The organism is Saccharopolyspora sp. NPDC045941, from assembly GCF_056431445.1.
In genome coordinates, this window is the sequence record NZ_JBWKKU010000105.1 from 1 (window position 1) to 24,233 (window position 24,233).

Genomic DNA, 24,233 nt, shown 5'->3' on the forward strand with positions numbered 1-24,233 from the left:
CGCCAGTGACCGCTCGACCTCTACCGCAACCGCCATACCCCATGATGATCGATATCAAGCTAAAAGATCAAGTTATTTCCCGGCAATCCCTTAGGGTGCCTGTACAGCGGCAGAGTCGCTGTTCCCGTTCCTGTGCCCGGCCGCTTCCTCCACGAACGTCGATGCCTCGGTCGTGCTGACCGGGACGAGGCGATACCGACTGTCGCGGAATGGGTCGCCGAACGGAGCCTGCCGCTGCAGGTGCTAGACGTCGAGTCGGTGGAGTGCCCGGCCCTCGACGACGATCAGGTGGCGCACAACGGCTCGGACACGCTCGCTCTTGTCCAGTACACCTCGGGCTCCACCAGCGCCCCCAAGGGCGTGATGCTCAGCCACGGCAGCCTCCTGGCGAACGCGGCCACCATTGCCCGGGTCCTCGGCCTGCAGCCCGGCGATCGCGTCGGCGGTTGGCTGCCCGCCATCGACCATCTACTCAAGCAGAGACGAGAACCTCGAAATGTCGGAAACCGAACGAGAAAACATGGCGGAATCTCGCTTTCTCCACGAAGAAGCAAAAGCTCTCCTGCGCCGCACGTCATTCGCACTCGCCGCCGACGGGGTGACCGCCGAAACGCTGCACCTGCACTATCAGCGCATTCCCCGTGCACTGATCACCGAGCTGGGCGACGTGACGAGTGTCCCGCAATCGGATTCCGGCTATTACGTCCTCAAGGGAATCCTTTCCGACTTCACCGAAGCTCCCGGGCCGACCCCGTCGTCGTGGGACACCGCCGACCCCGGGCAGACGCGTGAGCTGGATGTCGCGTTCGCACTGATCGCCGGTGTCACCGGCCGCGTCTTCGGCTGGAGGTCCCAGCAGGACGGGCGGCTCGTCCACGACATCGTGCCCAGCAAGGGTTTCGAGAACATGCAGGTCGGTGCGAGCAGCGCCGTCAAGCTCGAGTGGCACACCGAGGACTCCTACCACCCGGACCGCCCGGAACTGCTGCTGCTGGCGTGCGTGCGCAACCCCGACGGGGTCGGGACCGACGTGGCCAGCGTCCGGCGAGCCCGCCTTTCGGACGAGGACGCCGCGCTCCTGTCCACCACCCCGGTTCTGCTGTACCCGGACGACAGCTACGCGGGCAGCTGGTCGGAGGACGGCGGCGACTCGGCACGGATGCTCACCCTGTGGGAGACCGCCGACGGGCGGTGCATGCGGTTCGACCCGCCCTACACGAAGCTGCCCGACGACCGGCCCGACCTCCGCGCCGCCTGGGAGCGGCTGGGCGAGGCGCTGGACAGCTGCGCCACGACCGTCAGGGCCGAACCGGGCGACGTCGTCGTCGTGAACAACGACGTCGCCGCCCACGCCCGCCGGCCGTTCACAGCGCGCTACGACGGAACGGACCGCTGGTTGAAGCGCATCCTCGCTCGTGGCCCCTGGCAGCGCCTCGACTCCGAGCGCGACGAGCCGGGCTACGCCCAGGTCCAGGTCGGCCCCTACCCGTCACTGCACCCCGGCCGATGAGTGCGGACACGGCGTCCGGCAGCACGGCACCTGTCGCGGCGGGTCCGTCCGCGACCCGCCGCGACAGGTTGAACCTGCTCGCGCTCGTTTCGCTGATCGCGGTCACCGCGGTCTGGGGTGGCACCTTCGTCGTCGTCAAGGACGTCACGCGGGCGGCGTCACCGATGGACTTCCTGGCCGTCCGGTTCCTCATGGCGGCCGCGGTGCTGATGGCGCTGCGTCCCCGCCGCGTGCTGCGCCTGAACCGCAGGCAATGGCGCCACGGTGTCCTGCTGGGCCTGGCACTCGGTGTCGCCTACATCGCGCAGACCTACGGCCAGCAGTACACCGCGGCGTCGACCTCCGGCTTCATCACGGGCATGTCCGTGGTGTTCACCCCTGTCATCGCCGGGCTGCTCCTCCGGCACCGGATCAGCGCGACCATCTGGTGGGCGGTGGGCATCGCGACGGCAGGTCTGGGGGCCATGTCGCTGCACGGGTTCGCGATGGGCCCGGGAGAATGCCTCACGCTGCTCTGCGCGCTTTTCCTGGCACTGCACATCACCGGGCTCAGCGAGTGGTCCGTGGCAGAGGACGCCTACGCGCTCACCGTGGTGCAGCTGGGCGTGGTCGGCCTGCTCTGCCTGGCGCTGGGCGCCCCGGACGGGATGGACCTCCCGGCCGACGGGAGCTTCTGGATCTCCGTCGCCGGGCTGGCCGTGGTCGCCACGTCGGCCGGCTACCTGATCCAGACCTGGGCACAGGCCCGCTTGCCGGCTTCGGTCGTGGCCGTCGTCCTGACGCTGGAACCGGTCTTCGCCGGCATCTTCGGCGTCCTGGTGGACCACGACGCGCTGACCGCCCGCATCGTCGTCGGTGCCGCACTCGTCGTCGGTGCCATGTGCCTGGCCGAGTTCCGCTCCGCCACACCGGCGCCGAGCCCCTGAAAGTTCGCCGGAACCCAGGAAGGAAGTCCATGTCCGACTCGGTTCGCGTCGTTCGCGTGCCCACCGTCGCCGACCTCGAAGCCGCTTGGAAGGTGATCTCGGGGCATCTCGCGCCCACGCCGCTGAACACCGCGTACACCGACGGGCCGCCGATCGCATTGAAGCTCGAATCCCTGCAGCCGACCGGTTCGTTCAAGGTGCGCGGTGCGCTCAACGCACTGGCGGCCGTGCCACGGGACGTGCCGGTGATCACTGCTTCCTCCGGAAACCACGGCCTGGGCATCGCGTTCGCGGCCGGCCTGACGGGACGTGCGGCCACCGTGGTCGTCTCCAGAAACGCCTCGCCCGCTAAGGTGTCGGCGCTGCGTGCTTCCGGCATCGACCTCATCCAGGCCGGAGAGTCGTTCGACGACGCGGAGGCGTACGCGCTCCGGCTCGCGGTGGAAGGCGCTTACTACGTCTCGACGTACAACGACCCCTACGTGATCGCCGGGCAGGCGACGATCGGCTACGAGCTCGACGAGCAACTCGCCGGTGACGTCACCGTCGTCTGCGGGGTGGGCGGCGGTGGCCTCGCCGCCGGCCTGGGCCTGTGGCGATCCCGCCGCCCGAACGCGCGGGTCGTCGCGGTGGAACCGGAAGCCTCGACGGCGATGTCGACCGCGGTGCGCACTGGGCGGCGGGTGGATGTCGAAGTGGGTGACACGCTTGCGGACGGCATAGCGGGCAACATCGAACCGGGCTCGGTCACGATCGATCTCGTCGCCGAGCACGTGGACGACCTCGTGACCGTCACCGAAGCCGAAATCCGGGAAGCCATGCGGTACCTCGCTGCACGGCGAGGAGTGATCGCGGAAGGCTCCGGCGCGGTGGGAGTGGCAGCCCTGCTCGCCGGCAAGGTGCCCGCGCAGGGAACGCCGGTGGCGGTCGTGACCGGACGCAACATCGCACTGCCGACCTTGGCGGGGATACTCGCCGGCTGATCGCCCCACCGGCGCTGGATGAGGGCGTTCTGCGGGCCGGGGCGAGCTGGTCGAAGCTGTAGTAGACGGCGAGCAGGGCATGTGTGGCGAGCAGGGCCACGGGACTGAGGCAGGCCAGGGCGATGGTGGCGCCGTAGTACAACCCGCCGATACTGAAGCGCCGCATCGCGGCGAGCCGGTCCCGTGCTCCGCGGAGGAGCTCGGCGGACACTGCGCTCATGTCTTCCCCGCCGCCGTTGACCCGCTACGGGAAAGGGCTGCGCGACGGCTATGACGCGTCTCTGGCCGAGTTGCGCCGCGCGGCCGACTGGTTGCAGGACAACCTCGACCACGGGGATTTGACTGCCGAGCAGCAGGCCGGGTTCCAACGAGACCTGGAGTGCACAAGGTGGTTGACCGCGCGGCTCGCCGATGCCCGGCACCGGCAGTTTCCTGACGACCCTGAGCCGGGCGTTCCGCCGTTGTAGATCTCCGCGCCACCGCCTATTCGGCTGAGGCCGGACGCTCTCCACCCGCCGCCGACATGTTGTAGATCACGATGAATCTTCGTGGCGCCATCCTTGTCTGATCGCTGACCAGCAGCGTTAAGGCTTAGCGCACGATCCGACACGGATGTTCCTCAAGCCCCATGTCACACATGTGGCGCATCGAGCCATTTACCTTGGCACGAAACAGATTCCCGCTCGGTCAGGCGATAGCCCGTTACCTCGTCTCCGGAGAAGACATCAAGCGATACCAGTAGCCGCGTCAGCCGCAGGAAGCGGTCGGCTGCCGGTTGTCGGCCAGCCCAAGGCGCGCGGCTACCGAGACGGAGACCAGATGGCGTCTGAGGTTCCGACCCGCACCGCCACGCAAGACGAGTTTGGAAACAGCCTCTATCGGACCCAGCACGCCCCCGCTGGGCTCATGCTGCGAGTTCGGTTGGCTCCACCGATGTCTTCAGCTTGCGGAGTGCGTAGTGCAGGCGGGATTTGACCGTGCCCAAGGGAATTCCGAGGACGTCGGCTGCGCCAGCCACAGTCCGGTCGGCGAAGTACACTTCGTAGAGCACGCTGCGGTGTTCCGGGATGAGCTCTAGCAGCACATCGGCCACCGACATCGATGTGAGCACGTCGTCCGAGTGGTCTCCCAGGATGCCGACCCCGACGCCCGCGGACTCCTCGACCTCGTCGGGACGTGCCCGGCGAGCACGGATCTTGTCGATGGCGATGTTGCGCGCCACCTTTTTCAGCCAGCCCCAGGCCGAACCGAGTTCGGGACGGCTGAGCGCGTCGGCGTGCCGCCAGGCACGCACCATCGTCTCCTGAGCGATGTCCTCGGCCTGGTACGGATCGGAGATCATCCGGCTGACGTAGAGCTGCAGAGCCGCGAAATAGTCGCCGTAGAGCTGATTGACCACGGATTGCGGGTCGGGAGCGGGGCCGTACGACTCGCTGGCGGGCGCCTTGTCCTCCCGGCGTGAGGCGATGGAATTCTCCATGATGACCACTCCTGGTCCATTTCTGCGAGCTGTCCGCCGACCCGTCGGCGGCGCTGTGACGTACCGCGGTTGTGCTCGATCACTTGCTTGTACGACTAGGTTTCCTCTTGTAGTGAGCCGGAAAATCAGTGAACTCACGTACACCGCCAAATTGGGTAAATAAGGGCAACCAGAAGAACTTCCGCAGAGCCGAATCCGTGACACGAACGTGATGGTCATGACGAGCGAGGGCGCCGTGCCCAAGCAAGTTGGTCACGACGCCCTCGCCTGCGATGCCTTTGGGCGGAGCGTGGGGTTGTTTCAGCCGCAGAGGCGGTCTTCTTGGGGCATTGGCAGCGGAACGTGTTGGTCGAGGCTCGGCTGCCGGGCGGCTTCGATGGCGATCTCGACCCGGGAGCGCGCCCCAAGCTTGGCCAGGATGCGCGATACGTGCACCTCAATGGTTCGCCTGGATGCGAAGAGAATCGCCGCGATGTCCGCATTGGCGTGGCCTGCCGCGACGAGTCTTGCAACCCTGAGTTCGGTCGGCGTCAGGGCTTCCCACCCGGTGGTCGCACTTCGGCGGCGTGCGCGCAGTCGACGCGCACCGTACGGGCGCAGCCGGGAGTCTGCGCGCAGCAGGTCCCACTTGGCGCCCAGGTCGGTGTAGATGCGGGTCGCCTCAACGTATGCGGCGCGGGCAGCGCCGAGATCGCCGCGTCTGGCGTGCAGGACGGCGGAATCTTCCAGTGCCTGAGCGCGTTTCAGAGGTTGCTCCATCCGCCGGTAAGCCTCGGCGGCGGCGTCGATCAACGCCGGATCGCCCTCCAGCAGCCCTCGGCAATGCCGGGCCGCCGCCGCGATGGCCGGCGCTGACCCGCGGGCAGCATCGGCTTCGCATGCCTCCGTAGCCCGTACTGCGGTGTCGCGGTCGTCGCGGGCCAGCGCAAGCCGGACCAGCAGCGGAAGCCAGGTGTGCCGGGTACCCGGGTGCTCGTCGCGGGCCAGCGCAGCGCCCAGAACTGCCGCGGCATCGCCTTGACGACCGTCCCTTTCGTACCACGTCGATTGCGCCAGCAGTGCGAACTCCGTGCGGCGGTCCGGGTTTTCGGGCACCGCGGCAAGATGTTCTTCCACAGTGTCGCGTTGGTCGCGGTGACTTGCGATGGCCGCTGCCAGGCAACGCAGTCGCGACTGGTGCGTGGCGGCCATCCGGTCGTAGCTCTCCATCGCCGCTTCCAGTTCGGCGACCGCTTCGTCCCACCTGCCGGTGGCATGGAAATGCTCGGCAGCGCAGAGCCGTGCCGCGCCGCGCCTGGGCGACGTCCCATAACGTTGCACGATGGCCTGCATTTCCCGCACGGTTTGCTCGGCCTTGTCGGCCTTGCCGAGTTCGAAGAGCACGCCGCGCAGGTCGGCCAGGACCAGCAGCCGCTGATCGGTGCACTCGGGATCGTTGCCCAACTCGGACAGTGCGCGATCGAATTCGGCAGCCGCCCCGGCCAGATCCCATCGTTGGGCGGAAATCACCCCGGTCGCGTGTAGTGCCAAACCGGTCGCGAACCGGTCGCCGAGCTCCCGTCCCGCGTCGAGCGCCCGTCGGGCCGCCGCCTCCGCGATCCCGGCCTGGCCGATGGAAAGCGCGATTCTGGCGAGCAGTCCGTGCAGGCGAGCGGTCCAGCGACTATCCGCATTGGATATTCCACCGGCCTTTCCGGCATGGCTTGGCTTTCCGCCGCCGATGGCGTTTTCGATCACGATCCGGGCCTCGTCGAGCCTGCCCCACATGGTCAGCGACCACGCGAGGAGCCAACTCATCTCGGCAGTGATTTCGGGGTCTCGGGTGTCGGCCAGGATCGCTTCGGCCAGTTCCTCGGCTTCCTCAGTGCGGCCGAGCAGCAGCAGCGCCTCCGCCAACCTGATCCGCAACGGTTCGCCGCGCGGGTCGTCAGGATCCAGTGCGTCTGAAGCGGAGGTGAGCAGGTCGACCGCCAGTTCCGAGGCACGGTGGGCCAGCTTGCGGGCATTGTGCACGAGCCAGTCGACACCCCAGTCGTCGAGGCCGACGGTGGTCTCGCCGGGGAGAGCAGCGAGCAGGTGCCCGGCAACGTACTCGATCCGGGCGCCGGTTGGGCCCAGTGCGCGGGCCGCCTGGTTGTGCAGTGCGAGTCGAAGCGGGGTCGGGATGCCTTCATACAGTGCCTGCCGGACCACGGTGTGCCGGAATTCCAGTCGGGCACCGGATTCCACCAGGATGCCGGAGGCGATGGCTTGTTCGGCGACTCCGGCCAAGTCGGCCACCGAGCGGCCGCACACCGCGCTCAGCTCGGTGACCGAGAACGCTGGGCCGAGAAGCGCCGCCATCCGCAACACTTCCCATGCGCTGCCGCTGACATGGCGCAGCCGAGCCGATATGGCCGTCGTCAACGACTCGGGCATCCTCGCCAATTCGGAGGTCAGCTCGACGGCGTTCGCCGCCGAACGGGTGAGGTAACCATCACGTTGCAGGAAATTGACGATTTCGTGAACATAACAGGGGTTTCCGGCCGCACTCCGCAGAACCTGTCGCAGCGTCGGCCCTACCGAGTCGGCGTCGAGCAGCTGCCCGGCGAGTTCTGCCGTCGACGCTTCGCCGAGGGGGCTCAGCAGCATGGCGGTCTGGTCGCGACGCAGCAGTGCCAGGTCGGGCCGGTGCGGGGCAGGGCCGCAGGCGGCGATCAGCAGCAACGGCAGGCGCTCGATCATCCGGCCCAGTCGGTGCCAGACGAGGAGGCTGGCCGCGTCGGCCCACTGGATGTCGTCGATCACCAGTACTACCGGTGCAGTCGTGCACATGCCCTCGATGAGCACCAACAGCCGGTCGGCGGCAACCGTTGACGGGTCGGCGGCGGCACTCGACAGCAGATCGCTGATGGCCCGCCGGTCCGGATCAGGCGAATTCGGCGTGATACCAAGGCATTCGAGCATGACGCGCAGCGGGCAATGGCGCGCGAACTCGTCGGCGGCTGCCCGGAACACCTGGCAGCCGAGTCCTTCGACGCCGTCCAGCCCGGCTGCCAGCAGCGCCGACTTGCCAATGCCCGGCTCACCGTCGATCCACACCGCTGCGCCGCGTCCCTGTACGACGTGGCGGACTGCGTCCTTGAGACGCCGCACTTCGTTGTCGCGGTCGACCAGGACAGCGCCGTCAGCGAGAGACTCCACGACCCGCTCCTTGCTCGACACTTGCCGTGCCATGCTCCACATGGGTTACACAGCAAAGATTCAGCTGTGCCGTGCAGCGGAGTCAAGCTCGATAGGTGTCCTGGACGCGCACTCTGCCTCAACGGGCAAGATGTATGCCCGTTGAGCCTAGCTGGGCCGTTTTGTCGGGTGATCTTTCGCGTTCTCGGGGTTCTGCCGGTCATTGGGGACGCGAGCCTTGCGGTGTCGTAACGCCCCAACAGCAGCTACCCGTCCACCACCGCCAAGCCCTCCTCCAGCAAACCTTGTCGGCGGTTTCTTTTTACTGCACGTACACCGGATGCTTTTCAGTTCACCGGTAGGAGTTCGCGGAACCACGGGCAAGATGTCTCCATAGTGCCTGCGGGCAGCCGTCAGCTCTCCCGTCGTCGCTTTTCTCTGGTGGCGACGATGGCCGGACCGGCGATGAGCAGGGCTACGGCGCCGGCCAGGCCGGCGAACCACAACGCCCGGTTGCCCGGTTCCGGGTCGGGCGGCGCGGGCAGGGGAACCGAGAGGCGTTCGGCGACCGCCTGCACCGGGGGGTCGGTATCGAGGATGGTGGTGACCGCGGCGAACGGGTCGACGACGCCGTAGCCGATGTACTCGTTCGGCAAGCTGCCGGCGGGTTGGTCCGCGGTCTTCTGCAGGCGGTCCACGACCTGCGCCGCGGACAGCGTCCGGTGATAGCTGCGGACCAGGGCCACGGCGCCCGCGGCGTAGCCAACGGCCAGCTCGATACCGGAGCCGACGCGGTTACCCGCACCTGCTGGGGCGATGCCCACCAAGTCGTTCGCGGGCGCTGCCACGTCCGGGGCCGCTCCGTAGGGCAGCTCGGTCAGCGGACCCTCCGCGGCTACCGGCGCCACGGCGACCACGCCGGGATAGCGGGCCGGGAACGCGAGCTGTCCCTTCTTGGGCACCGCAGCCGCCGCGAGCACGACCACGTCCCGGCTCGTCGCGTACTCCACCGCGGCCTTCAACTCCTCGGTGCCGATGGTGGACACCAGCCCCACGGCGACCACCCGGGCACCGGCGTCGACTGAGGACCGGATCCCGGCCGCGATGTCCCGGGACAGCGCGGCGTGGTCCTGGATCCTGGGCGGGTTGTCGGACACCCGCACCGGGTAGATGGACGTCCCTGGCGCGATCCCGGCGAACGGGCCGCGGCCCTGCCGCGCCGCGATCAAGCCCGCGATGAACGTGCCCCGCCCGAAGCAGTCGCCGTTGCCGGGCCCGCCGCGCAGGTCCGTCCCGCGCTCGACGGCGCCACTCAAAGCCGGAGCGGCCGCGCTCACACCCGTGTCGACCACGGCGACGGTGACCGAGCCCTTGGTCACCGGCCACACCCGGTCCGCAGCCATTCGCTCCTGGGCCCACGACGCACGCTCAATGGTCGTCTCCGCCGGTGGCGTGCACTCCCCGGTCGGCCCTTGCGCGAACGCCACCGGAGCTGCCGGCACCGCGAACAGCGCCGCTGCGGCGACGGCCAGTACTCGTCTCATTCCGGGGCCTCCGTCCAGCCGATCTGCAGCCCGATGCCCTCCCGGCGGGTGGCCAGCACCGCGCGTCCCGGCGGCAACGACCGTCCCCGCGAGCCGTTGAGCAGCGGCATCTCCCCCGGCGGCATGGACAGCGTCAGCTCCGGGGTGTTGGACTCCTGCATGCGCCGGATGCAGGACTCCATGCTGGTGCGCCCGGCGCCGGCCGCCGCGCGAGAGACGACCAGGTGCAGGCCGATGTCGCCGGCCTGCGGGATCAGCTCCACCATCGGGTCCAGCGGCCCGCCCATGCCGCTCGTCAGCAGGTCGTAGTCGTCGACGAGGACGAAGTACTCCGGGCCGCTCCACCAGTCCCGCTTGCGCAGCTGAGCGGGGGTGATGTCGGCGCCGGGAATCCGTTCCCGCAACCGCGCCGCGAGATTCTGGGCGAGCTCCTCGGCGGCCTGCTTGGCCACGGCAATCCCTTCGCGGTACTCCTCCGGCACCGACTCCACCAGCGTCCGCCGCGGGTCGATCACCACGATGCGAACGTCGTCCGGGCTGTTGACGCGGGTGACGGCCTGCGCGATGAGCCGTAGAGCCGCCGTCTTCCCGCTGCCGGTGTCGCCGACGACCGTGAGGTGCGGATTGGTGCGGAAGTCGTGCCACACCGGCTGCAGGTCGAGCTCCCCGGAGCCGAGCGGGACACGCGGCCCCGGCTCCGTGTCCGGTAGCTCCTCGGCGGGGAGCACCGAAGGCAGCATCCGCACGGCAGGCGCGGCGGGTCCGCGCCACGTCTCCCGGATCGCCTGCACCAGGTCGCGGGTCGCCTCCGCCAGCCCTTCGGTGGCGGGCATTCCGTCGATGCGCGGCACGCCACCGAGGAAGTGCCGCTGGTCGGCCGTCAGTCCTCGGCCGGGAACCTGCGGCACCAACGCGGCCGCCCGCATGTTGATCATGGAGTCGATGGAGTCACCGAGCCGCAGCTCCAACCGGGTGCCGAGCTGGTCACGCAACGCGCTGTGCACGTCCGACCAGCGGTTCGCGGTGATCATCAGGTGCACGCCGTAAGCCAGCCCGCGCTGGGCGAGCTGCCGCAGCGTCATGTCGTGCTGTTCGAAGTCGGTGCGCAGCGAGCCCCAGCCGTCCACGACCAGGAACACGTCGCCATGCGGTTCGTCGGCGAACTCCCCGGCGGCACGCCGCGCACGATACGACGCCATGCCTTCCACCCGGTGTTCGGTGAACAGCCGCTCGCGATGGGTCAGCATCGTCTGCACCTCGGCGATCGTGCGGGCGACCTGCTCCTCCTCCATCCGGCGGGCGACCCCGCCGACGTGCGGCAGTTGCTCGAGGGCGGAGAGCGTCCCACCGCCGAAGTCCAGGCAGTAGAACTGAACTTCGGACGGCGAGTGGGTGAGCGCGAGCGCGGTGATCAGAGTGCGCAGCAAAGTGCTCTTACCCGACTGCGGACCGCCGGCGATACCGACGTTGCCGCCCGCGCCCGCGAGGTCGACCAGGTGCACGTCACGCAGCTGCTCGAACGGCTTGTCGACCACACCGACCGGAACCTCAAGGCGCCCGCACCCCCGCCAGCTCTGCGCGACGAGCCCGCGCACCGGGTCCGGCACCAGCGGCGGCAGCAGGTGGTCCAGCGCCGGCGGGTTCTCCAGCGGCGGCAGCCACACCTGGTGCGCCGGCGGGCCGTGCTCGAGCAGCTTCTCCACGGCCACGTCCAGCACCGATTCACCGCTGGCCGCGCGGTCGACACCGGTGTCGTTGTTGTCCTTCTCGTCGTCCTGGGCAGGCGGAGGCGGAGCGGGCGGTTCGTCGCGAGCCAGTCTGGCCATGCCGAACGGGACGACCTGGCGCCGCACCTCCTCCTGGCGCTCCTCACGGGTGCGCCGACGGTGCTGGCCGGACACGTACGCGGCCTTGAACCGGATCAGCGTGGACACGTCCGTGCGGATGTATCCATTACCGGGAGAGGCGGGCAGTTGGTAGGCGTCGGGAACACCGATCACCGAGCGGCTCTCCATCGCGGAGAACGTGCGCAGGCTGATCCGGTACGACAAATGGCTTTCCAGCTTGTGAATGCGGCCGTCGTCGAGGCGCTGGCTGGCCAGCAGCAGGTGCACGCCGAGTGAGCGGCCCAGCCGGCCGATCATGACGAACAACTCGGCGAAGTCCGGGTTGGCCGCCAACAGCTCGCTGAACTCGTCGACGATGACGAACAACGTCGGCAGTGGGTCCAGCGGGGTGCCCGACAGCCGCGCCTTCTCGTAGTCCAGCAGCGAGGCGTAGTTGCCCGCCGAACGCAGCAGCTCCTGCCGACGCACCAGCTCACCGTGCAGGGCGTCCTGCATGCGGGTGACCAGCGGCGCCTCGTCGGCCAGGTTCGTGATCATCGCCGACACGTGCGGCAGCCCGTCCAGCCCCAGGAACGTGGCACCGCCCTTGAAGTCGACCAGGACGAAGTTGAGGGTCTCCGACGAGTGGGTCATCGCCATGCCGAGCACCATGGTGCGCAGCAGTTCGGACTTGCCGGACCCGGTGGCTCCGATGAGCAGCCCGTGCGGGCCCATCCCGCCCTGTGCGGACTCCTTGATGTCCAGCTCGACCGGGGTGCCGTCCTCCGCGATGCCGATCGGGATGCGCAGCCGGTCGCGGGTCAGGCCGTTGCGCGCGATCGTCTGCGGGCGCCATTCGTCCAGGTCGGAAACCCCGAGCAGCCGGGGCAGCTCGAAGTTGACCAGCATCGGCTCGGAGACGTCGGTGGTGGTGCCGCCGAGGCGATACGGCGCGACGACCCGCGCGAGTGCCGCCGACCGCGGCAGGCTGAGCAGATCCGGGGTGCACAGCCGGGTACGGATCTCCTTGCCGGTGCGGCTGGTGCGCACCATCTCGACCTGCTCCTTCGTCACGTCCAGCCGCAGCGCGGACGTTCCGACGTTGCCTTCGACGGCATTGCTGAGATCCAGCACGATGGAATTGCGGTAGCCGGTGCCCGCCAGCCGCGACTCACCGGGAACGAAGACGCCGTCCAGCACGATCACCACGTAGGGCTCGTCGCGGTTGGGCGACGCGGCGGCTTCGAACCGACCGCGCTCGCCGAGCTCGGCGTCGAGCAGGTCGGTCAGTGCGTCCACCCCGTCGGCGAGGAGCCGCACCTGCCCGGCGTCGTCCTGCTCCAGCGGGTGCTGCGCGTGCGGCAGCCACTTCACCCACTCCCACAGCGACGCACGATCCTGGCTCGCGCACACCGCCACCCTCAGGTCTTCTGGCGAATGGAAGGTGATGAGCTGGGCGATCATCGACCGGACGGTGCCTCGGATGGCGTCTTCGTCCCCGCTGAACCGGATCTTGAAGAACCCCCGGAGGAACAGCGCGGTCGGCAGGTTGGCGACGCTGGTGTAGGCGTTGATGAACCGCCGCAGTGATCTGGCCGCGAGGGGCTCAAGATCCTGGATGGGCTTGCTGGACGGGGGCGTCATCTTCAGCGCCAGCCGCTGCGAGCCGGTGCCGAGCCGCACCTCGGCGAAGTCCACGTGCGCCGCGCGGCGCTCCCACAGGCGGCCGGTCATCGCGATCGACCACAGCGCCGCCGGATCCGGATGCCGCCAGGCGAGGGCGGCACGCTGGCTGGACGCCGCGGTGCGGACCTGCTTGCGGACCTGGCCGAGGTAGCGCAGGTAGTCCTTGCGGTCGCCGCGCAGCTTGTGACGGCGCTCCACACCCCCGCGGGTGACCTGCATCAGCACCATGAAGGTGGCCATGAGCAGCATGAGGCCGAACATCCCGAGGCCGAGCATCGGGTTCATCCTGCCCATGTAGATGAGCATGAACACGCCCGTGCCCAGCATCATCGGGATCATCATCAGCGAAGAGAGGATGTCCTTGCCGCCGCTGGCTTCCGGCAGCGTCGGCGGTTCCTCCAACGCGAGCTCGCCGGTCGGCATCTCCGGCGGCTTCTCCCGCCCTGGGCGGCGGAACAGGGTCGTTGTCATCGCGGTCGGCTCCTCACGCCATCCGTACACCGGACACACGTCGGGCAGACCGCGAGTAGTTCAGCATCGAGAGTCCGGATGTCCCGGCAAGGCTCGACGCGGCGGTTCACGCACCACCAGCGGACCCGCTCACCACGCCAGTTCGCGGCGCTCTGATCAGCCAGCTGCTGCGCCGTCCGGGCCGCGAGGTTGACGTGCGGCGAAGTTCAGCTGAACCAAATCGGTGGTCCATGCGCTGACGGGCTCGAGCAGTTCCGCGATCTCGCGACCCGCTACGCCAAACGGGCCGTCTACTACCAGGCCGTTCCAGATAATGACGATTAGCTTGTTGACCGGCATTTTCCAGCGGCACCAGAGTGAGAGCGATCTCATTGGACCACCCGCTGGGGGCTTATGATGTCAAGACTGCGCGTAGTGCTCGTAGTGCTGGCTCTCCTCCTGCTACTTCCGCCACCCACTCCCGCGTTCGCCGCGACCACCGTGTACGAGGCGGAACGCGCGGCTCGCACGGACGCCGCCGTGGAGTCGAACCACCTGGGCTTCACCGGCACCGGATTCGTCAACTACGACAACACCATCGGAAGCTCCCTCTCGTTCACCGTGCACGCGGCCGTCGCCGGCGGACACGCACTGACGTTCCGCTTCGCCAACGGCACCGGCGCAGACCGCTCGCTCGACGTGGTCGTGAACGGCACGCCACACGCGATCTCCTTCCCCAGCACGGGAAGCTGGACGGCATGGGCGACGCGAACGCTCCGCGTCAACCTCAAGCATGGGACGAACGTCGTGCGCGCCACCGCGACCACCGCGGAAGGCGGGCCGAACCTCGACTCGCTGTCCGTCGACAACGGCGTCACCGCGCCGAGCCCAAGCGACTGGTCCACCGCGGTGGTGGACTCGACGATGGCGCGACGGCCCGCCACGTCGCTCGGCCTCGGCTACACCGACGCGTTGTTCCTGCACGCGGCTTTCCAGGTCTACCAACGCACTCACGACACCCGCTACCTCAACTATGTCAAGGCGTGGGGTTCGGCGCGTGTCGCTGCGGACGGCAGCACCGGCAAACCGTACAACGACCTCGACAGCATGCTCGTGGGCAACGTCTTCCTCGACCTCGCGCAGGCCACCGGCGATTCGCGCTACCGCCTGGCCGCGAACAGGATCGTCACGCGGGTCGCGACCTACCCGCGGGCCAGCGACGGCGCCCTGATCCACAACGTCGCGTTCACCGGTCAACTCTGGTCGGACGGTGCCTTCATGGCACAGCCGTTCCTGGCTCGCGCAGGTGACCACACCGGCCCGCCGCGTCAGCTGCTGACCTACTTCGAGCACTTGCGCAACGAAGACGCCCTGCTGCGCCACGCCTATGACGAGACCGGCCGCTCCGAGTGGGCCGACACCAGCGGGCGCTCGCCGGAGGTGTGGTGCCGGGCGGTCGGGTGGTTCGGCATGGCCACCGTCGACGTGCTCGAAGAACTTCCGCGCACGCATCCGGACCGGGCCGCGCTCGTCGAGATTGTCCGGTACCTCGCGGACGGCTACCGGCGCTGGCAGGATCCCGCAACCGGCCGGTGGTTCCAGTTGCCCGTCAAACCGGGTCTGGCAGGCAACTGGACCGAGACATCGTGCTCGGCGATGTTCACCTACACCCTCGCGCGGGCGGTCGAGCGAGGCTACGTGAGCCCGGCGTTCTGGCCGGTGGCGCAACGCGGGTACCGCGGCGTGCTGGCGAAGGTGTCCATCGGCTCGGACGGCCGGACCAGGATCTCCGACGTCGTGATCGGCACGAACGTCGGCGATGCCCGGTACTACCTGGAGCGCCCGCGAATGGACAACGACTTCCACGGGCTCGGCGCGTTCCTGATCATGAACGAAGAACTGAGATCGTTGACTCCTATTGCGGCAGCCGCGAAACTTGAGTAATTACCGGTGTGAGCTGTTACCAAGAGGACCCGATTCCCGGGATGAAGCCTCTCGACCTGCATGACGGCAAGAGCTTCACGCTCGTGCCGGATTCGATGGCGCAGCATCTTGTCACGACGGATGTCGCCGCAGTCCCGCTCACGGACTCTGATCTCCCGACCTTCAATCTCGAGCTCGTATGGCGGAAGGAGGGCCTCGCTCCGGCAACAGCACTCGTCGTCTCCGCGGCGGATGCGCTCAGCCGAGGGCAGCGCTGGATCAGCTGACCCGAGCGGGTTCGTGAAGCATCTGCCTCGGCGAGGACACCGAAGGCCAGGTGCTGATCATCAACGGCCAACACAGGATCCGCGCCATGCTCGACGCCGGCGCCACCCAGACGGTGCTGCAGCGCGAAGAACTCATCACCCCGGACGAGCGGCCACAGCACGACTAGCAACGGCGGTCTGCCTTCGATCGCGCGCAGTGAAGACATCTACGGCAAAGACATCAGTAAGCCAGACCCCGCCGCAGGATGCGCGTGGCGTAGTGCAAGATATGCCGACAAGGCGTTGGCAAAGTCTTGCGCTGCAACTCGTGAAAGGAAGCGATACGAAGTGTTTCGCGAGGTCCCGGTACTTCCGGTGGTAGTTCCCGCCGCGGCAGCGATCTTCCTGGCCATGCTGTGGTACCTGCACAGCCGCGGCCGCCTGTCGGTGCCACGTGCCGCCGTCGCGCTCGCACTCTGTGTCTACGCCGCCGGCGTCGTCGCGAACACAGTATTCCCCATCTATTTGAACAAGTCCTTCACCTCGCAATGGAAGGTCTACTTCGAGCCGCTCGCGGACTATGGGGTCGGCGACGCGGTGAAGAACATCCTGGTCTTCGTGCCTGTTGGGATAATTGTGCCGCTACTGCTGGCCAAAGCCTCCTGGTGGCGTGTGGTGGCCGCGGCAGCGGCGTTCAGTCTGGCGATCGAGCTGACCCAGTTCCTCACTGACAACCTCTTGGGCGGCGGCCATTTGGCCGATGCGAACGATCTGCTCTTCAATGTGATCGGCGGTGCGCTGGGTTTCGGATTGTTCGCCGCGTTGTCTCGGGTGCCTGCTCTTGCTGTTCTTATCAACCGGTTCCGCTGGCACTGACCCGCGTCCTGCGGCGCGGCGGTGGCAGATCGGTCAGTCCTCAGCTGTCGTATGTCGTGGGATGTGACCGCGTGTTCACTGACCGCCGCAGTGCGAGATGGGAAGCAATTGCTCCGGGGCAGGTAGGGCGTGCCGGTGAATAATCCGTCTGGAAACGGGGCGCGCCACTAGCTGCGTTGCCCTGGCGGGTGCACGGATGTCCTTTCGGCGCGCACTACAGCACCGTCTCCCGGCCGCGGTGCCCGTGGCCGGCGCCCCGGCGAGGTCCAGGCGGGTGGACATCCGGCCGTAGGGGTTGATGTGGGTCCAGAACAGCGGCGTGAGCGCGCGCCGCTCATCCGGGCCGATGAGGTCGTGGAAGCAGCAGGGTGTTGACGTGCACCAGCGCGGACTGGAGCAGGTGCAGAGTCCGGCTTCCTCGGCGAGCGATTTGACGGTGAGCTGACCGTTGGAACGTAGCGGGACACCGATGAGCAGGCGAACCGTGGCCTCGGCGATTGCCCGGACCCCGGCGGCGTCCTCGGTCCGGCTGGTGGCGGTGGCCTCGGCCGCTTGGGTCAGCGCGTCACGGATGGCGGTGGCGATCTCGGCTGCCGAGTGGTGTTCCGGCTGCGGTTGCTCGGCACTGGGGTTCCTCTGATGAGCCGGGTGGATGCGAGTGGCCTGGTGGCGAGCGATGATCTCCTTCAGTGCGGACTGGCGCTGCTGTAGGCGTTCGCGGATCGGCAGCGGAGCCAGACCGTCGGTGATCTCGGCGTCGATCCGGTCGACCTCGGCCTGGATGCGCTCGATGTGGGTGTCGGTGCGGGAGATATTCGCGCAGGAACTGTGGCATCGGTCCTGGCTCGGGGTGCGCCGGGGCCGAGTTCCCGGCTTGCCCCGGTTGGGATCGCAGAGCGCCTTGAGCGGGTCGTGGTTGCAGGTCAGCAGTGCCTCGGGGTGGTCGAAGACCTGCAGGCGGGGATTGTCCAGCAGCGCCTTGTATTGGCGTTTGGAGGCGAAGCCGCCTGCGTAGGCGGCCTGGAACTCCTGGGCGGCGGCGATGTAGTGGGTGGCGGCTGGGCCGCTGACGCCCTCCCCGTTGTCGAGCCGCTCGGCGGCCGCAGCGAGGGTGTCGGCGGTGGCCAGTGCCTGTTCGAGGTCGAGGATCTGCAGAATGTCCACGTGGGAGCGGCCGCCGTAGGACTCCGCCAGCGACGCCCGCAAATGTCCATATTGGACGCCGAGTGCGATTCGCCCGCCGGGCTGTCTGTTGATGCATCGCGCCATCACCGTCTTGGAGGAGCTGACCGACAGCCCGCTGATGTTCCCCCGGGAACTTTCCAAGTCCGCCAAACCCTGCAACACCCGACCCGGACGCGAAAGATCATCTCGGGCACCGACCACACCACCAACGCCGGGGTGTGATCACCGCAGGTCAGCGCCTATTCCGTTGGATATTCCGCGAAATGTCCGGCGACCCCAAAACGAGCCTGGAATCAATCAGCTGAGATCGTCACGGTGAACGTGCCGCACGGTGAGAATGTGCATCCGGCGGCCGGGGTAGGTGATCGAGGCGGGCCTGATCGCGGGCTGCCGCGGTTGTGCCCAGTCGAATCGCAGCACCACCCGGCCGCGGGTGAGCGTCAGCCCTCGCGCGTCGAGTGCGACGGTGTCGGAGTCCTTCACCACCAACGGGATCTGCTCGGTTGCCGGTGCGTTCGCCCGCACCGACCTGGTCATCTGGTCGGGCTGCACGGTCACGTCGGTGACGACCGAGCCGCTCGCGGTGCGGTAGCGGAACCGGTACGGTTCACCGCCCAGGAACTCCGCCTGCTGCGGTCCGTTCGCGTCCGGCACCTGGCCCGGGAAGACCGTCGCCCAGCAGGCGTGGTCGTTGTTGTTCATCGACTGGACGACCGTGCCCGCCACCGGGTGCCACAGGAACGTCAGACCGGTGCGGGCCAGCGAGGTCGCGCGCCTCGTGCCGAAGTAGCCGCCGAGGTAGAACTGCGGCCTGCGCAGGAACAGGAAGTCCTGCCCCTGGTCGCTGCGGATCTCGGTGAAGTGCGCCCGGCGGTATGGAAGTTCCGCGATCGCGGCCGTGCGCTGGGCACGAGTCGGATAGCGCTCGCCGTAGATCGCGTGGCTGAGGATGCGCGGTGAGGTGTCGGGTTTGACGAGTGCGGGCACCGGTGCCGGGTCCGCCGCCCAGGCCGCCCGTGCGGCAGCGAGGTCTTCGCGGCTGGACAGGAACGCGGACAAATTCGGCACCAGCGGCACGAACTGGTTGTTCAGCGCGGTACGTTCCGGGTCCGGCCGCACGTCGGCGTAGAACCGCGACGTGGTGCGGGAGTTCGGGGCGACGTTGGCGAACCAGCCGGAGCCGTCGGGTTCGCGCAGCAGGTTGTAGCCGAGCCAGTCGGTGTACCGGCGCGTCATCGTGACGAGGTTGGCGTCGTTGGACTGGCGCCACGCGTCGGCCATCTCCGGCAGCATCACCTCGAAATTGTAGTTGGTGTCCGCGCCGGTCTCCTCGTAGAAGAAGCCCGCGGGACTCTGCCCGTTCGCGGCAAGGCGCGCGAACGCCTCGGTCAACCGCTGCCGCAGCAAGGGATCGGGGGCCTGGTTCAGCTCGAGCGCGGCACCGGCGAGCCCGGCGGTGACCTGGTTCGCGTAGTGGATCGTGGGCTGCCAGACGCGACCGTTGGCCGGGTTGAGGAGCCACATCATCGCTGCGCGCAGCGCCGAAGTGATCTGCGCCTGGCGTTGCGTCAAGACGTTCGCCTTGCGCAGCAGGGCGTTGGTCTTGCTCAGGTACCCCATCGCGAAGCCGGTGGCGGCGAGCGAGTGCTCGGTCGGCGAGTACTCCGGCCACGAGCCGTCGGCATGCTGCAACCCCAGGTAGTGCCCGAGCCCGGCGTCGAGCGCGGCGAGCAGATCCGCGTTGCCCCGGTACGGGTTCCACGTTCGGGACTGCGTGGCGAACCAGGCGAGCGTGTAGACGTGCTCCTGGACGCGGGCGTTGTACGACACCGCCGGGCTGCGCCACCAGCCTCCGGCGAAGAAGCCGCTCGAGTCCATGTCGGCGACCATCGGCGAGACCGCTCTGAGGTACGGCGCGAACCGCTGCTCCTCGGGTGCGAACAGGCGCCGGATCGGTGTGGTGGGCGGCGGCGCGGGCAGTGCGACCGCGCGGGCCGGCAATGCGGCGAGCAGTCCGAGAGCGGCGGAGCCGGCCATCAGGCTGCGACGGCTGAACATAGTCACGGGCCTACCTCCTTGTGGTCGGTAACCCTCGTCGGCTCGGCACCCGCAGGTCAAGATGATAATTCGAATTATTGGTGCTTGACGACATGTGGGCCGACGACGCAGAATCCGTGCCAATTCGAATTGGCAAGCGGGGGTGCTCGTGGCCCGACGGCTTACCCAGCGGGACATCGCCAGGATGGCAGGAGTCAGCCAGGCCACGGTGTCGCTGGTGCTCAACAACCGGCGGGACGGCAACGTCCGGATCGCGCCGGAGACCCGTGCGCAGGTGCTGGAGGTGATTCGGAAGACCGGCTACGTCGCGAACCCGATCGCCCGCAGACTGCACGACCGGCGCAACCGCATTCTCGGCGTGTTCACCTACGAGGCGGTGTTCCCGAGCACCCGCGCGAACTTCTACCAGCCGTTCCTCGAAGGCATCGAGGAGCAGGCCGAGGAGGTCGGCTGTGACCTGTTGCTGTTCACCAGCGCCAAGGCCGCTGGCGTACGGCGGCGGATCTTCAGCGACGACAGCCGGGTGCGGCTCGCCGACGGCAGTCTGCTGCTCGGTCGCACGGTCGACCGCGACGACCTGGCCCAGCTGATCGCCGAAGGCATCCCGTACATCTCCATCGGACGACGCGACGACGCGGGCGGCCGGGTGCCGCACGTCGGCGCCGACTACCGCACCGCGGTGCGAGACCTGGTGGACCGCGCGGTCGCGCTCGGCCACCGCGGGTTCGCGTACGTGGGGCCCGGTACGGGCGCGGAGTCGTCCGCGGATCGGCTGCAAGGCTTCCACGAAGCCGTTGCCGCACATGGCGCCCAAGGTGTGCATGTGCAGACCGCACGGCTCGACCAGCTGCGCGAAGCGGGCGTCACCGCCGTGCTCACCGAAGAGGTGTCGGACGGGGCCGCGATCGTGCTCGCCGGACGCGCGCGCGGGCTCTCCGTGCCGGGCGACCTCGCCGTGCTCTCGCTCGGCGCCGCTACCCGGCCGGCACCGGACGACGTGGCGCTCACCGGTTTCCGCATCCCCAGGCGCGAGATGGGGCGTAGGGCGGTGCAGGCGCTGACCGAGGTGCTCGAACACGGCACCACACCCCAGGAACTGCTCCCGTGCGAGTTCGTCGAGGGCGCGACGCTGGGCGCACCACGCCTTTGACCCGTTGTCCCGCACGGAGTACGTCACCGGCGTCGAGTTGCGGTATTAACGTTTGACCGCCTGGAGCAGCTGGAACGTCACCGCGACGTGGCCTGAGTGGCGGGTCTCACCCCGGTATTCGGTGAACTCAAGCCCCAATTCGGCGGCGATTCGGTCGAGCCACACGCGGTCGCCGAGGCTATTGAAGCCCAGCAACAACACCCCACCGGGCGTGAGCCGCTGCATGCCCTCCGCCAGGTAGCGTCGGTGCGCGCGGTACTCGCGGTCGAAGATCGCGTGCTCGATGTCGTGCGAGTAGTCGAAGTGCTCGGGCGTTGGGATGACGTTGGAGTTCCAGAAGATGACGTCGAAGCGGTCGTCCCGGTCGAGCGGGCCGAACAGGTCGCCCTGGTGGACGGACACGCGGTCGCCGACGCCGTGCCGGGTGGCGTTGAGCGCGGTGTTCGCTGTTGCTTGGCCGCTGATATCGACGGCGGCCACCCGCGCGCAGCCGCGCAGCGCGGCCAGCACGGCCGTAACGCCCGCCCCGCACCCGATCTCCAGGAACGAGCCTCCCGCCGGGTAAGGGAGCCACCGAACATCGTCGGCTGATTTCCTTCCAGAAGCTCGCTGGCGACCTCAATCGGAGAACGCAGGTGGGATTCTGTCCTGATGCACTCGAAGCGCCCTTTTGCACGCAACGACGATTGCGTGATCAAAATTCGCCAGTTGCGGCGAACTTCGGATTCTTTCGAGTCTTATGGGCAGTCAATATGACCCGAACCGCCGCCCTGCCTCAGCTCTGACTTAACGAAACTCCAGGCCAGGGATCATCAGCTGCCCGCCCGGCCTGTCGTTAGATGAAGTGGACACGTCTACCAGGATCTCCGATCCCGCCCTCACACTCATACCCGGCACTCACATCAGGTGTCTCTTCTCATCCTGGCAAAGAGGGTCCCGTGTCTCTCGCAGCCTCATCGGGCGCCTGTAAAAAGGGGCCATCCCTGGTGTTCAAAGGGGCACAACATCACAGGTTGCACTAGCTACCAGTCGACCTGTGGCGATAGCGTGGTTCCGAATAGCTGTGATTAGCTTCACCCTGCGTGGCAATGGGAAGGAAAGACGCCGTGTGGTATGGCGTGGGCATCGACCTCGGAACTTCGTTTACTTCAGCCGCCGTAGCAACCCCCACCGGGTTACGCATGGCAACCCTGTCCCCCGACATTGTCGTCCCCTCGATGGCCACCCCCGGCCCCGACGGCACCTTGCTCACCGGCCTCGCCGCGGCTAACTCCCGCAACGCCACCACCAATCCCGCCCTACTCGCCCGCGGCTTCAAACGCCGCCTCGGCGACCCCACCCGCCTCATGCTCGGCGGCGCCTCCTACACCCCCGCTGCCCTCATGGCCGCCCAACTGCGCGACGTACTCACCCACATCAGCACCGCTTATGGCGGCGGACCACCCGCCACCATCACCCTCACCTGCCCCGCGATCTGGGGCCCCTACCGCCGCGAGCAATTCGCCGAGGTCCCCCGGCTCGCCGGCATCCCCCACTACCAACTCATTACCGAACCCGAAGCCGCCGCCACCCACTACACCAACGAGCGCCGACTCGGCAACGGCGAAATCATCGCCGTCTACGACCTCGGCGGCGGCACCTTCGATACCACCATCCTCCGTGTCCAACCCCACGGCATGGAAATCCTCGGCACCCCCGAAGGCATCGAGCACATGGGCGGCATCGACTTCGATGACACCCTCCGCGCCCACCTCGACGACAAGCTCGACGGCGCAATCAGCACCCTCGACCCTGAAGATCCCACCCACGCCACCGCCCTCGCCACCATCCACACCCTCACCACCCACGCCAAAGAACAACTCTCCGCCGAACCTGACCTCACCCTCACCATCCCCCTCCCCACCGGAAACCACGAGGTCTACGTCTCCCGCCAGGACCTCAACAACATGATCCGCCCCTCGCTGCAACTCACCACCGAGGCGCTTCACCGCACCATCACCTCAGCCGGCATCCACCCCGACGACGTCTCCGCCATCCTCCTCGCCGGCGGTTCCTCCCGAATCCCCCTCATCCACCAAACTCTCAGCCAGGAATTCAACAAACCCATTCGCGCGACCCTCCACCCCAAACACACCGTCGCCCTCGGCGCCGCCACCACCACAACTCGCACCGCCAAGCCCCAACCCAGCAACAACCCCGTAACCCCAACCGAAATCATCCCCGTAACCCCAACCGAAATCATCACCACAAACGCCACACCACCCACCATCAGAACATTCCCGCCAGCACTACCCAGCACCACACCACCCAAGAAAACCCGCAAGAAATGGCTCATCCCCCTCGCCGCGGGCATCACCGCCATCGCCGTCATCGCAGCCATCACCACCTACGTCACCGCCAGCAGCGCCGAAACGCAGGGCCCCGAACCCATCGCCGGGAGCACGCAGCCCGGTGATCCGTTGCCGGTGTTCGACGGCATGGCGGCGAAGCCGTGGGTCGGACTCATCGGCTCCGAGCAGGGCCGGACCGGCACCGAATTCTGGACGAACGGGGCCCAGACCAAGGAAGGCCCGGTCACGGTGCGGCTGGACGGCATGGGCGGACTCAAGATGAACTGGTCCGGCCAAGGCAGCGGCCAGGTCTACTTCCAAAGCCAGCCAGGATCAGGCGGCAACCAAGACCTCTCACGCTACTTCGACGAAAACGGTGCGATCGTCTTCGACGCGACACTGCACAGACCGCCGTCGAGCACCGTGTCGATGGAGGTGCACTGCACCTCCCCGTGCCGCGCAAGGGTCACCGCCACGAACCTGTTCAAGCGGCTGCCTGCCGGGAAGCCGGTGACAGTCAAGCTGCCGCTGCGCTGCTTCGTGGAGAACCGGGCCGAGCAATGGGATCCGACGGCTATCAACACTCCGTGGCTGGTGTACACCGACGGCTCGTTCGGGATGACGGTCTCCAAGGTGCGCTGGGAGGCAGGAGCGGCGAACGATCCCGACGCCACCCGTTGCGATCAGCTGTCCTGACTTGACGTCCTCCCCACGGCTAAAGCCGGGGGATTCCAACCAGCGCTAACGCCGGTCGAGGTTCCTGCTTCACGGACCGCCTAACGACGAGGTCTCCACAGGCTGTCACCGCCCGTCCGGCGGCGAGAATGTTCTTCGCCGCGTTCACGTCAGCGTGCGCGGTGTGGCCGCACTGGGTACAC

The 24,233-nt window shown here is 67.8% G+C and carries 16 protein-coding genes and 2 pseudogenes; 10 read left to right on the top strand and 8 right to left on the bottom strand.

What is annotated here, in order from left to right:
* Window positions 1–288: 288 nt before the first annotated feature.
* The 5 genes and pseudogenes from AC07FN_RS43485 to AC07FN_RS43505 form a co-directional block, all read left to right on the top strand.
* Window positions 289–396, top strand: a pseudogene (locus AC07FN_RS43485) (AMP-binding protein); the annotation flags it as partial.
* Window positions 397–520: 124 nt separating this feature from the next.
* Window positions 521–1,510, top strand: coding sequence for a TauD/TfdA family dioxygenase (locus AC07FN_RS43490; protein ID WP_478400962.1), 990 nt, complete (start codon window positions 521–523; stop codon window positions 1,508–1,510).
* Window positions 1,507–2,436 (top strand): DMT family transporter, encoded by a 930-nt coding sequence (locus AC07FN_RS43495; protein WP_478400963.1) that lies wholly within the window; start codon window positions 1,507–1,509, stop codon window positions 2,434–2,436. The genes AC07FN_RS43490 and AC07FN_RS43495 overlap by 4 nt, the downstream gene beginning before the upstream one ends.
* 29 nt (window positions 2,437–2,465) lie before the next feature.
* Window positions 2,466–3,419 carry a threonine ammonia-lyase gene (locus tag AC07FN_RS43500; RefSeq protein WP_478400964.1) on the top strand — a complete coding sequence of 318 codons (954 nt, stop codon included), beginning with the start codon at window positions 2,466–2,468 and terminating at the stop codon, window positions 3,417–3,419.
* Between the two features lie 218 nt (window positions 3,420–3,637).
* On the top strand, window positions 3,638–3,886 hold the full coding sequence (locus AC07FN_RS43505) for a hypothetical protein (RefSeq protein ID WP_478400965.1): 249 nt from the start codon (window positions 3,638–3,640) through the stop codon (window positions 3,884–3,886).
* 437 nt (window positions 3,887–4,323) lie between these two features.
* Here the strand turns inward: AC07FN_RS43505 and AC07FN_RS43510 are convergent, their stop codons facing one another.
* The 5 genes from AC07FN_RS43510 to AC07FN_RS43530 all read right to left on the bottom strand — a co-directional run bounded on the left by AC07FN_RS43510 (window position 4,324) and on the right by AC07FN_RS43530 (window position 13,927).
* Window positions 4,324–4,899 carry a sigma-70 family RNA polymerase sigma factor gene (locus AC07FN_RS43510; RefSeq protein ID WP_478400976.1) on the bottom strand — a complete coding sequence of 192 codons (576 nt, stop codon included), beginning with the start codon at window positions 4,897–4,899 and terminating at the stop codon, window positions 4,324–4,326.
* Between the two features lie 300 nt (window positions 4,900–5,199).
* Complete coding sequence (locus AC07FN_RS43515; protein WP_478400966.1) at window positions 5,200–8,103, bottom strand: ATP-binding protein; 2,904 nt, start codon at window positions 8,101–8,103, stop codon at window positions 5,200–5,202.
* 371 nt (window positions 8,104–8,474) lie between these two features.
* Window positions 8,475–9,605, bottom strand: coding sequence for a S8 family serine peptidase (locus AC07FN_RS43520; protein ID WP_478400967.1), 1,131 nt, complete (start codon window positions 9,603–9,605; stop codon window positions 8,475–8,477).
* A complete protein-coding gene (gene eccCa, locus AC07FN_RS43525) occupies window positions 9,602–13,588 on the bottom strand; it encodes a type VII secretion protein EccCa (RefSeq protein WP_478400968.1) in 3,987 nt (1,328 codons plus the stop codon). The genes AC07FN_RS43520 and eccCa overlap by 4 nt, the downstream gene beginning before the upstream one ends.
* A 156-nt stretch (window positions 13,589–13,744) precedes the next feature.
* On the bottom strand, window positions 13,745–13,927 hold the full coding sequence (locus tag AC07FN_RS43530; protein WP_478400969.1) for a hypothetical protein: 183 nt from the start codon (window positions 13,925–13,927) through the stop codon (window positions 13,745–13,747).
* 75 nt (window positions 13,928–14,002) lie between these two features.
* Here AC07FN_RS43530 and AC07FN_RS43535 point away from each other — a divergent pair, with 75 nt between their 5' ends.
* The 3 genes from AC07FN_RS43535 (at window position 14,003) to AC07FN_RS43545 (ending at window position 16,632) form a co-directional block, all read left to right on the top strand.
* Complete coding sequence (locus AC07FN_RS43535) at window positions 14,003–15,511, top strand: glycoside hydrolase family 88 protein (protein WP_478400970.1); 1,509 nt, start codon at window positions 14,003–14,005, stop codon at window positions 15,509–15,511.
* Between the two features lie 41 nt (window positions 15,512–15,552).
* On the top strand, window positions 15,553–15,777 hold the full coding sequence (locus AC07FN_RS43540; protein WP_478400971.1) for a hypothetical protein: 225 nt from the start codon (window positions 15,553–15,555) through the stop codon (window positions 15,775–15,777).
* A gap of 327 nt (window positions 15,778–16,104) precedes the next feature.
* Entirely contained in the window at window positions 16,105–16,632 is a 528-nt protein-coding gene (locus tag AC07FN_RS43545; protein WP_478400972.1) for a VanZ family protein, read from the top strand.
* Window positions 16,633–16,707: 75 nt separating this feature from the next.
* Here AC07FN_RS43545 and AC07FN_RS43550 read toward each other — a convergent pair whose 3' ends face one another.
* Together AC07FN_RS43550 and AC07FN_RS43555 are read right to left on the bottom strand one after the other, a co-directional pair.
* A complete protein-coding gene (locus AC07FN_RS43550) occupies window positions 16,708–17,958 on the bottom strand; it encodes a hypothetical protein (RefSeq protein WP_478400973.1) in 1,251 nt (416 codons plus the stop codon).
* Between the two features lie 156 nt (window positions 17,959–18,114).
* The gene (locus AC07FN_RS43555; RefSeq protein WP_478400977.1) at window positions 18,115–19,875 is read right to left on the bottom strand and encodes a hypothetical protein; all 1,761 of its coding nucleotides are present in this window, start codon (window positions 19,873–19,875) and stop codon (window positions 18,115–18,117) included.
* Window positions 19,876–20,023: 148 nt separating this feature from the next.
* Here AC07FN_RS43555 and AC07FN_RS43560 point away from each other — a divergent pair, with 148 nt between their 5' ends.
* Entirely contained in the window at window positions 20,024–21,025 is a 1,002-nt protein-coding gene (locus AC07FN_RS43560; protein ID WP_478400974.1) for a LacI family DNA-binding transcriptional regulator, read from the top strand.
* A gap of 45 nt (window positions 21,026–21,070) precedes the next feature.
* On the opposite strand, the pseudogene AC07FN_RS43565 reads toward AC07FN_RS43560, so the two are convergent.
* Window positions 21,071–21,583 (bottom strand): annotated as a pseudogene (locus tag AC07FN_RS43565) (methyltransferase domain-containing protein); the annotation flags it as partial.
* Window positions 21,584–22,206: 623 nt separating this feature from the next.
* Between AC07FN_RS43565 and AC07FN_RS43570 the strand changes: the two are divergent.
* Window positions 22,207–24,051, top strand: a complete 1,845-nt coding sequence (locus tag AC07FN_RS43570) for an Hsp70 family protein (RefSeq protein WP_478400975.1) — start codon at window positions 22,207–22,209, stop codon at window positions 24,049–24,051.
* Window positions 24,052–24,233 lie beyond the last annotated feature (182 nt).

Coding starts and splice junctions, on each gene's coding strand:
- AC07FN_RS43490 (WP_478400962.1), top strand. CDS start 521: ATGGCGGAATCTCGCTTTCTCCACGAAGAAGCAAAAGCTCTCCTGCGC.
- AC07FN_RS43495 (WP_478400963.1), top strand. CDS start 1,507: ATGAGTGCGGACACGGCGTCCGGCAGCACGGCACCTGTCGCGGCGGGT.
- AC07FN_RS43500 (WP_478400964.1), top strand. CDS start 2,466: ATGTCCGACTCGGTTCGCGTCGTTCGCGTGCCCACCGTCGCCGACCTC.
- AC07FN_RS43505 (WP_478400965.1), top strand. CDS start 3,638: ATGTCTTCCCCGCCGCCGTTGACCCGCTACGGGAAAGGGCTGCGCGAC.
- AC07FN_RS43510 (WP_478400976.1), bottom strand. CDS start 4,899: ATGGAGAATTCCATCGCCTCACGCCGGGAGGACAAGGCGCCCGCCAGC.
- AC07FN_RS43520 (WP_478400967.1), bottom strand. CDS start 9,605: ATGAGACGAGTACTGGCCGTCGCCGCAGCGGCGCTGTTCGCGGTGCCG.
- eccCa (WP_478400968.1), bottom strand. CDS start 13,588: ATGACAACGACCCTGTTCCGCCGCCCAGGGCGGGAGAAGCCGCCGGAG.
- AC07FN_RS43530 (WP_478400969.1), bottom strand. CDS start 13,927: ATGCCGGTCAACAAGCTAATCGTCATTATCTGGAACGGCCTGGTAGTA.
- AC07FN_RS43540 (WP_478400971.1), top strand. CDS start 15,553: ATGAAGCCTCTCGACCTGCATGACGGCAAGAGCTTCACGCTCGTGCCG.
- AC07FN_RS43555 (WP_478400977.1), bottom strand. CDS start 19,875: ATGTTCAGCCGTCGCAGCCTGATGGCCGGCTCCGCCGCTCTCGGACTG.
- AC07FN_RS43570 (WP_478400975.1), top strand. CDS start 22,207: ATGGCAACCCTGTCCCCCGACATTGTCGTCCCCTCGATGGCCACCCCC.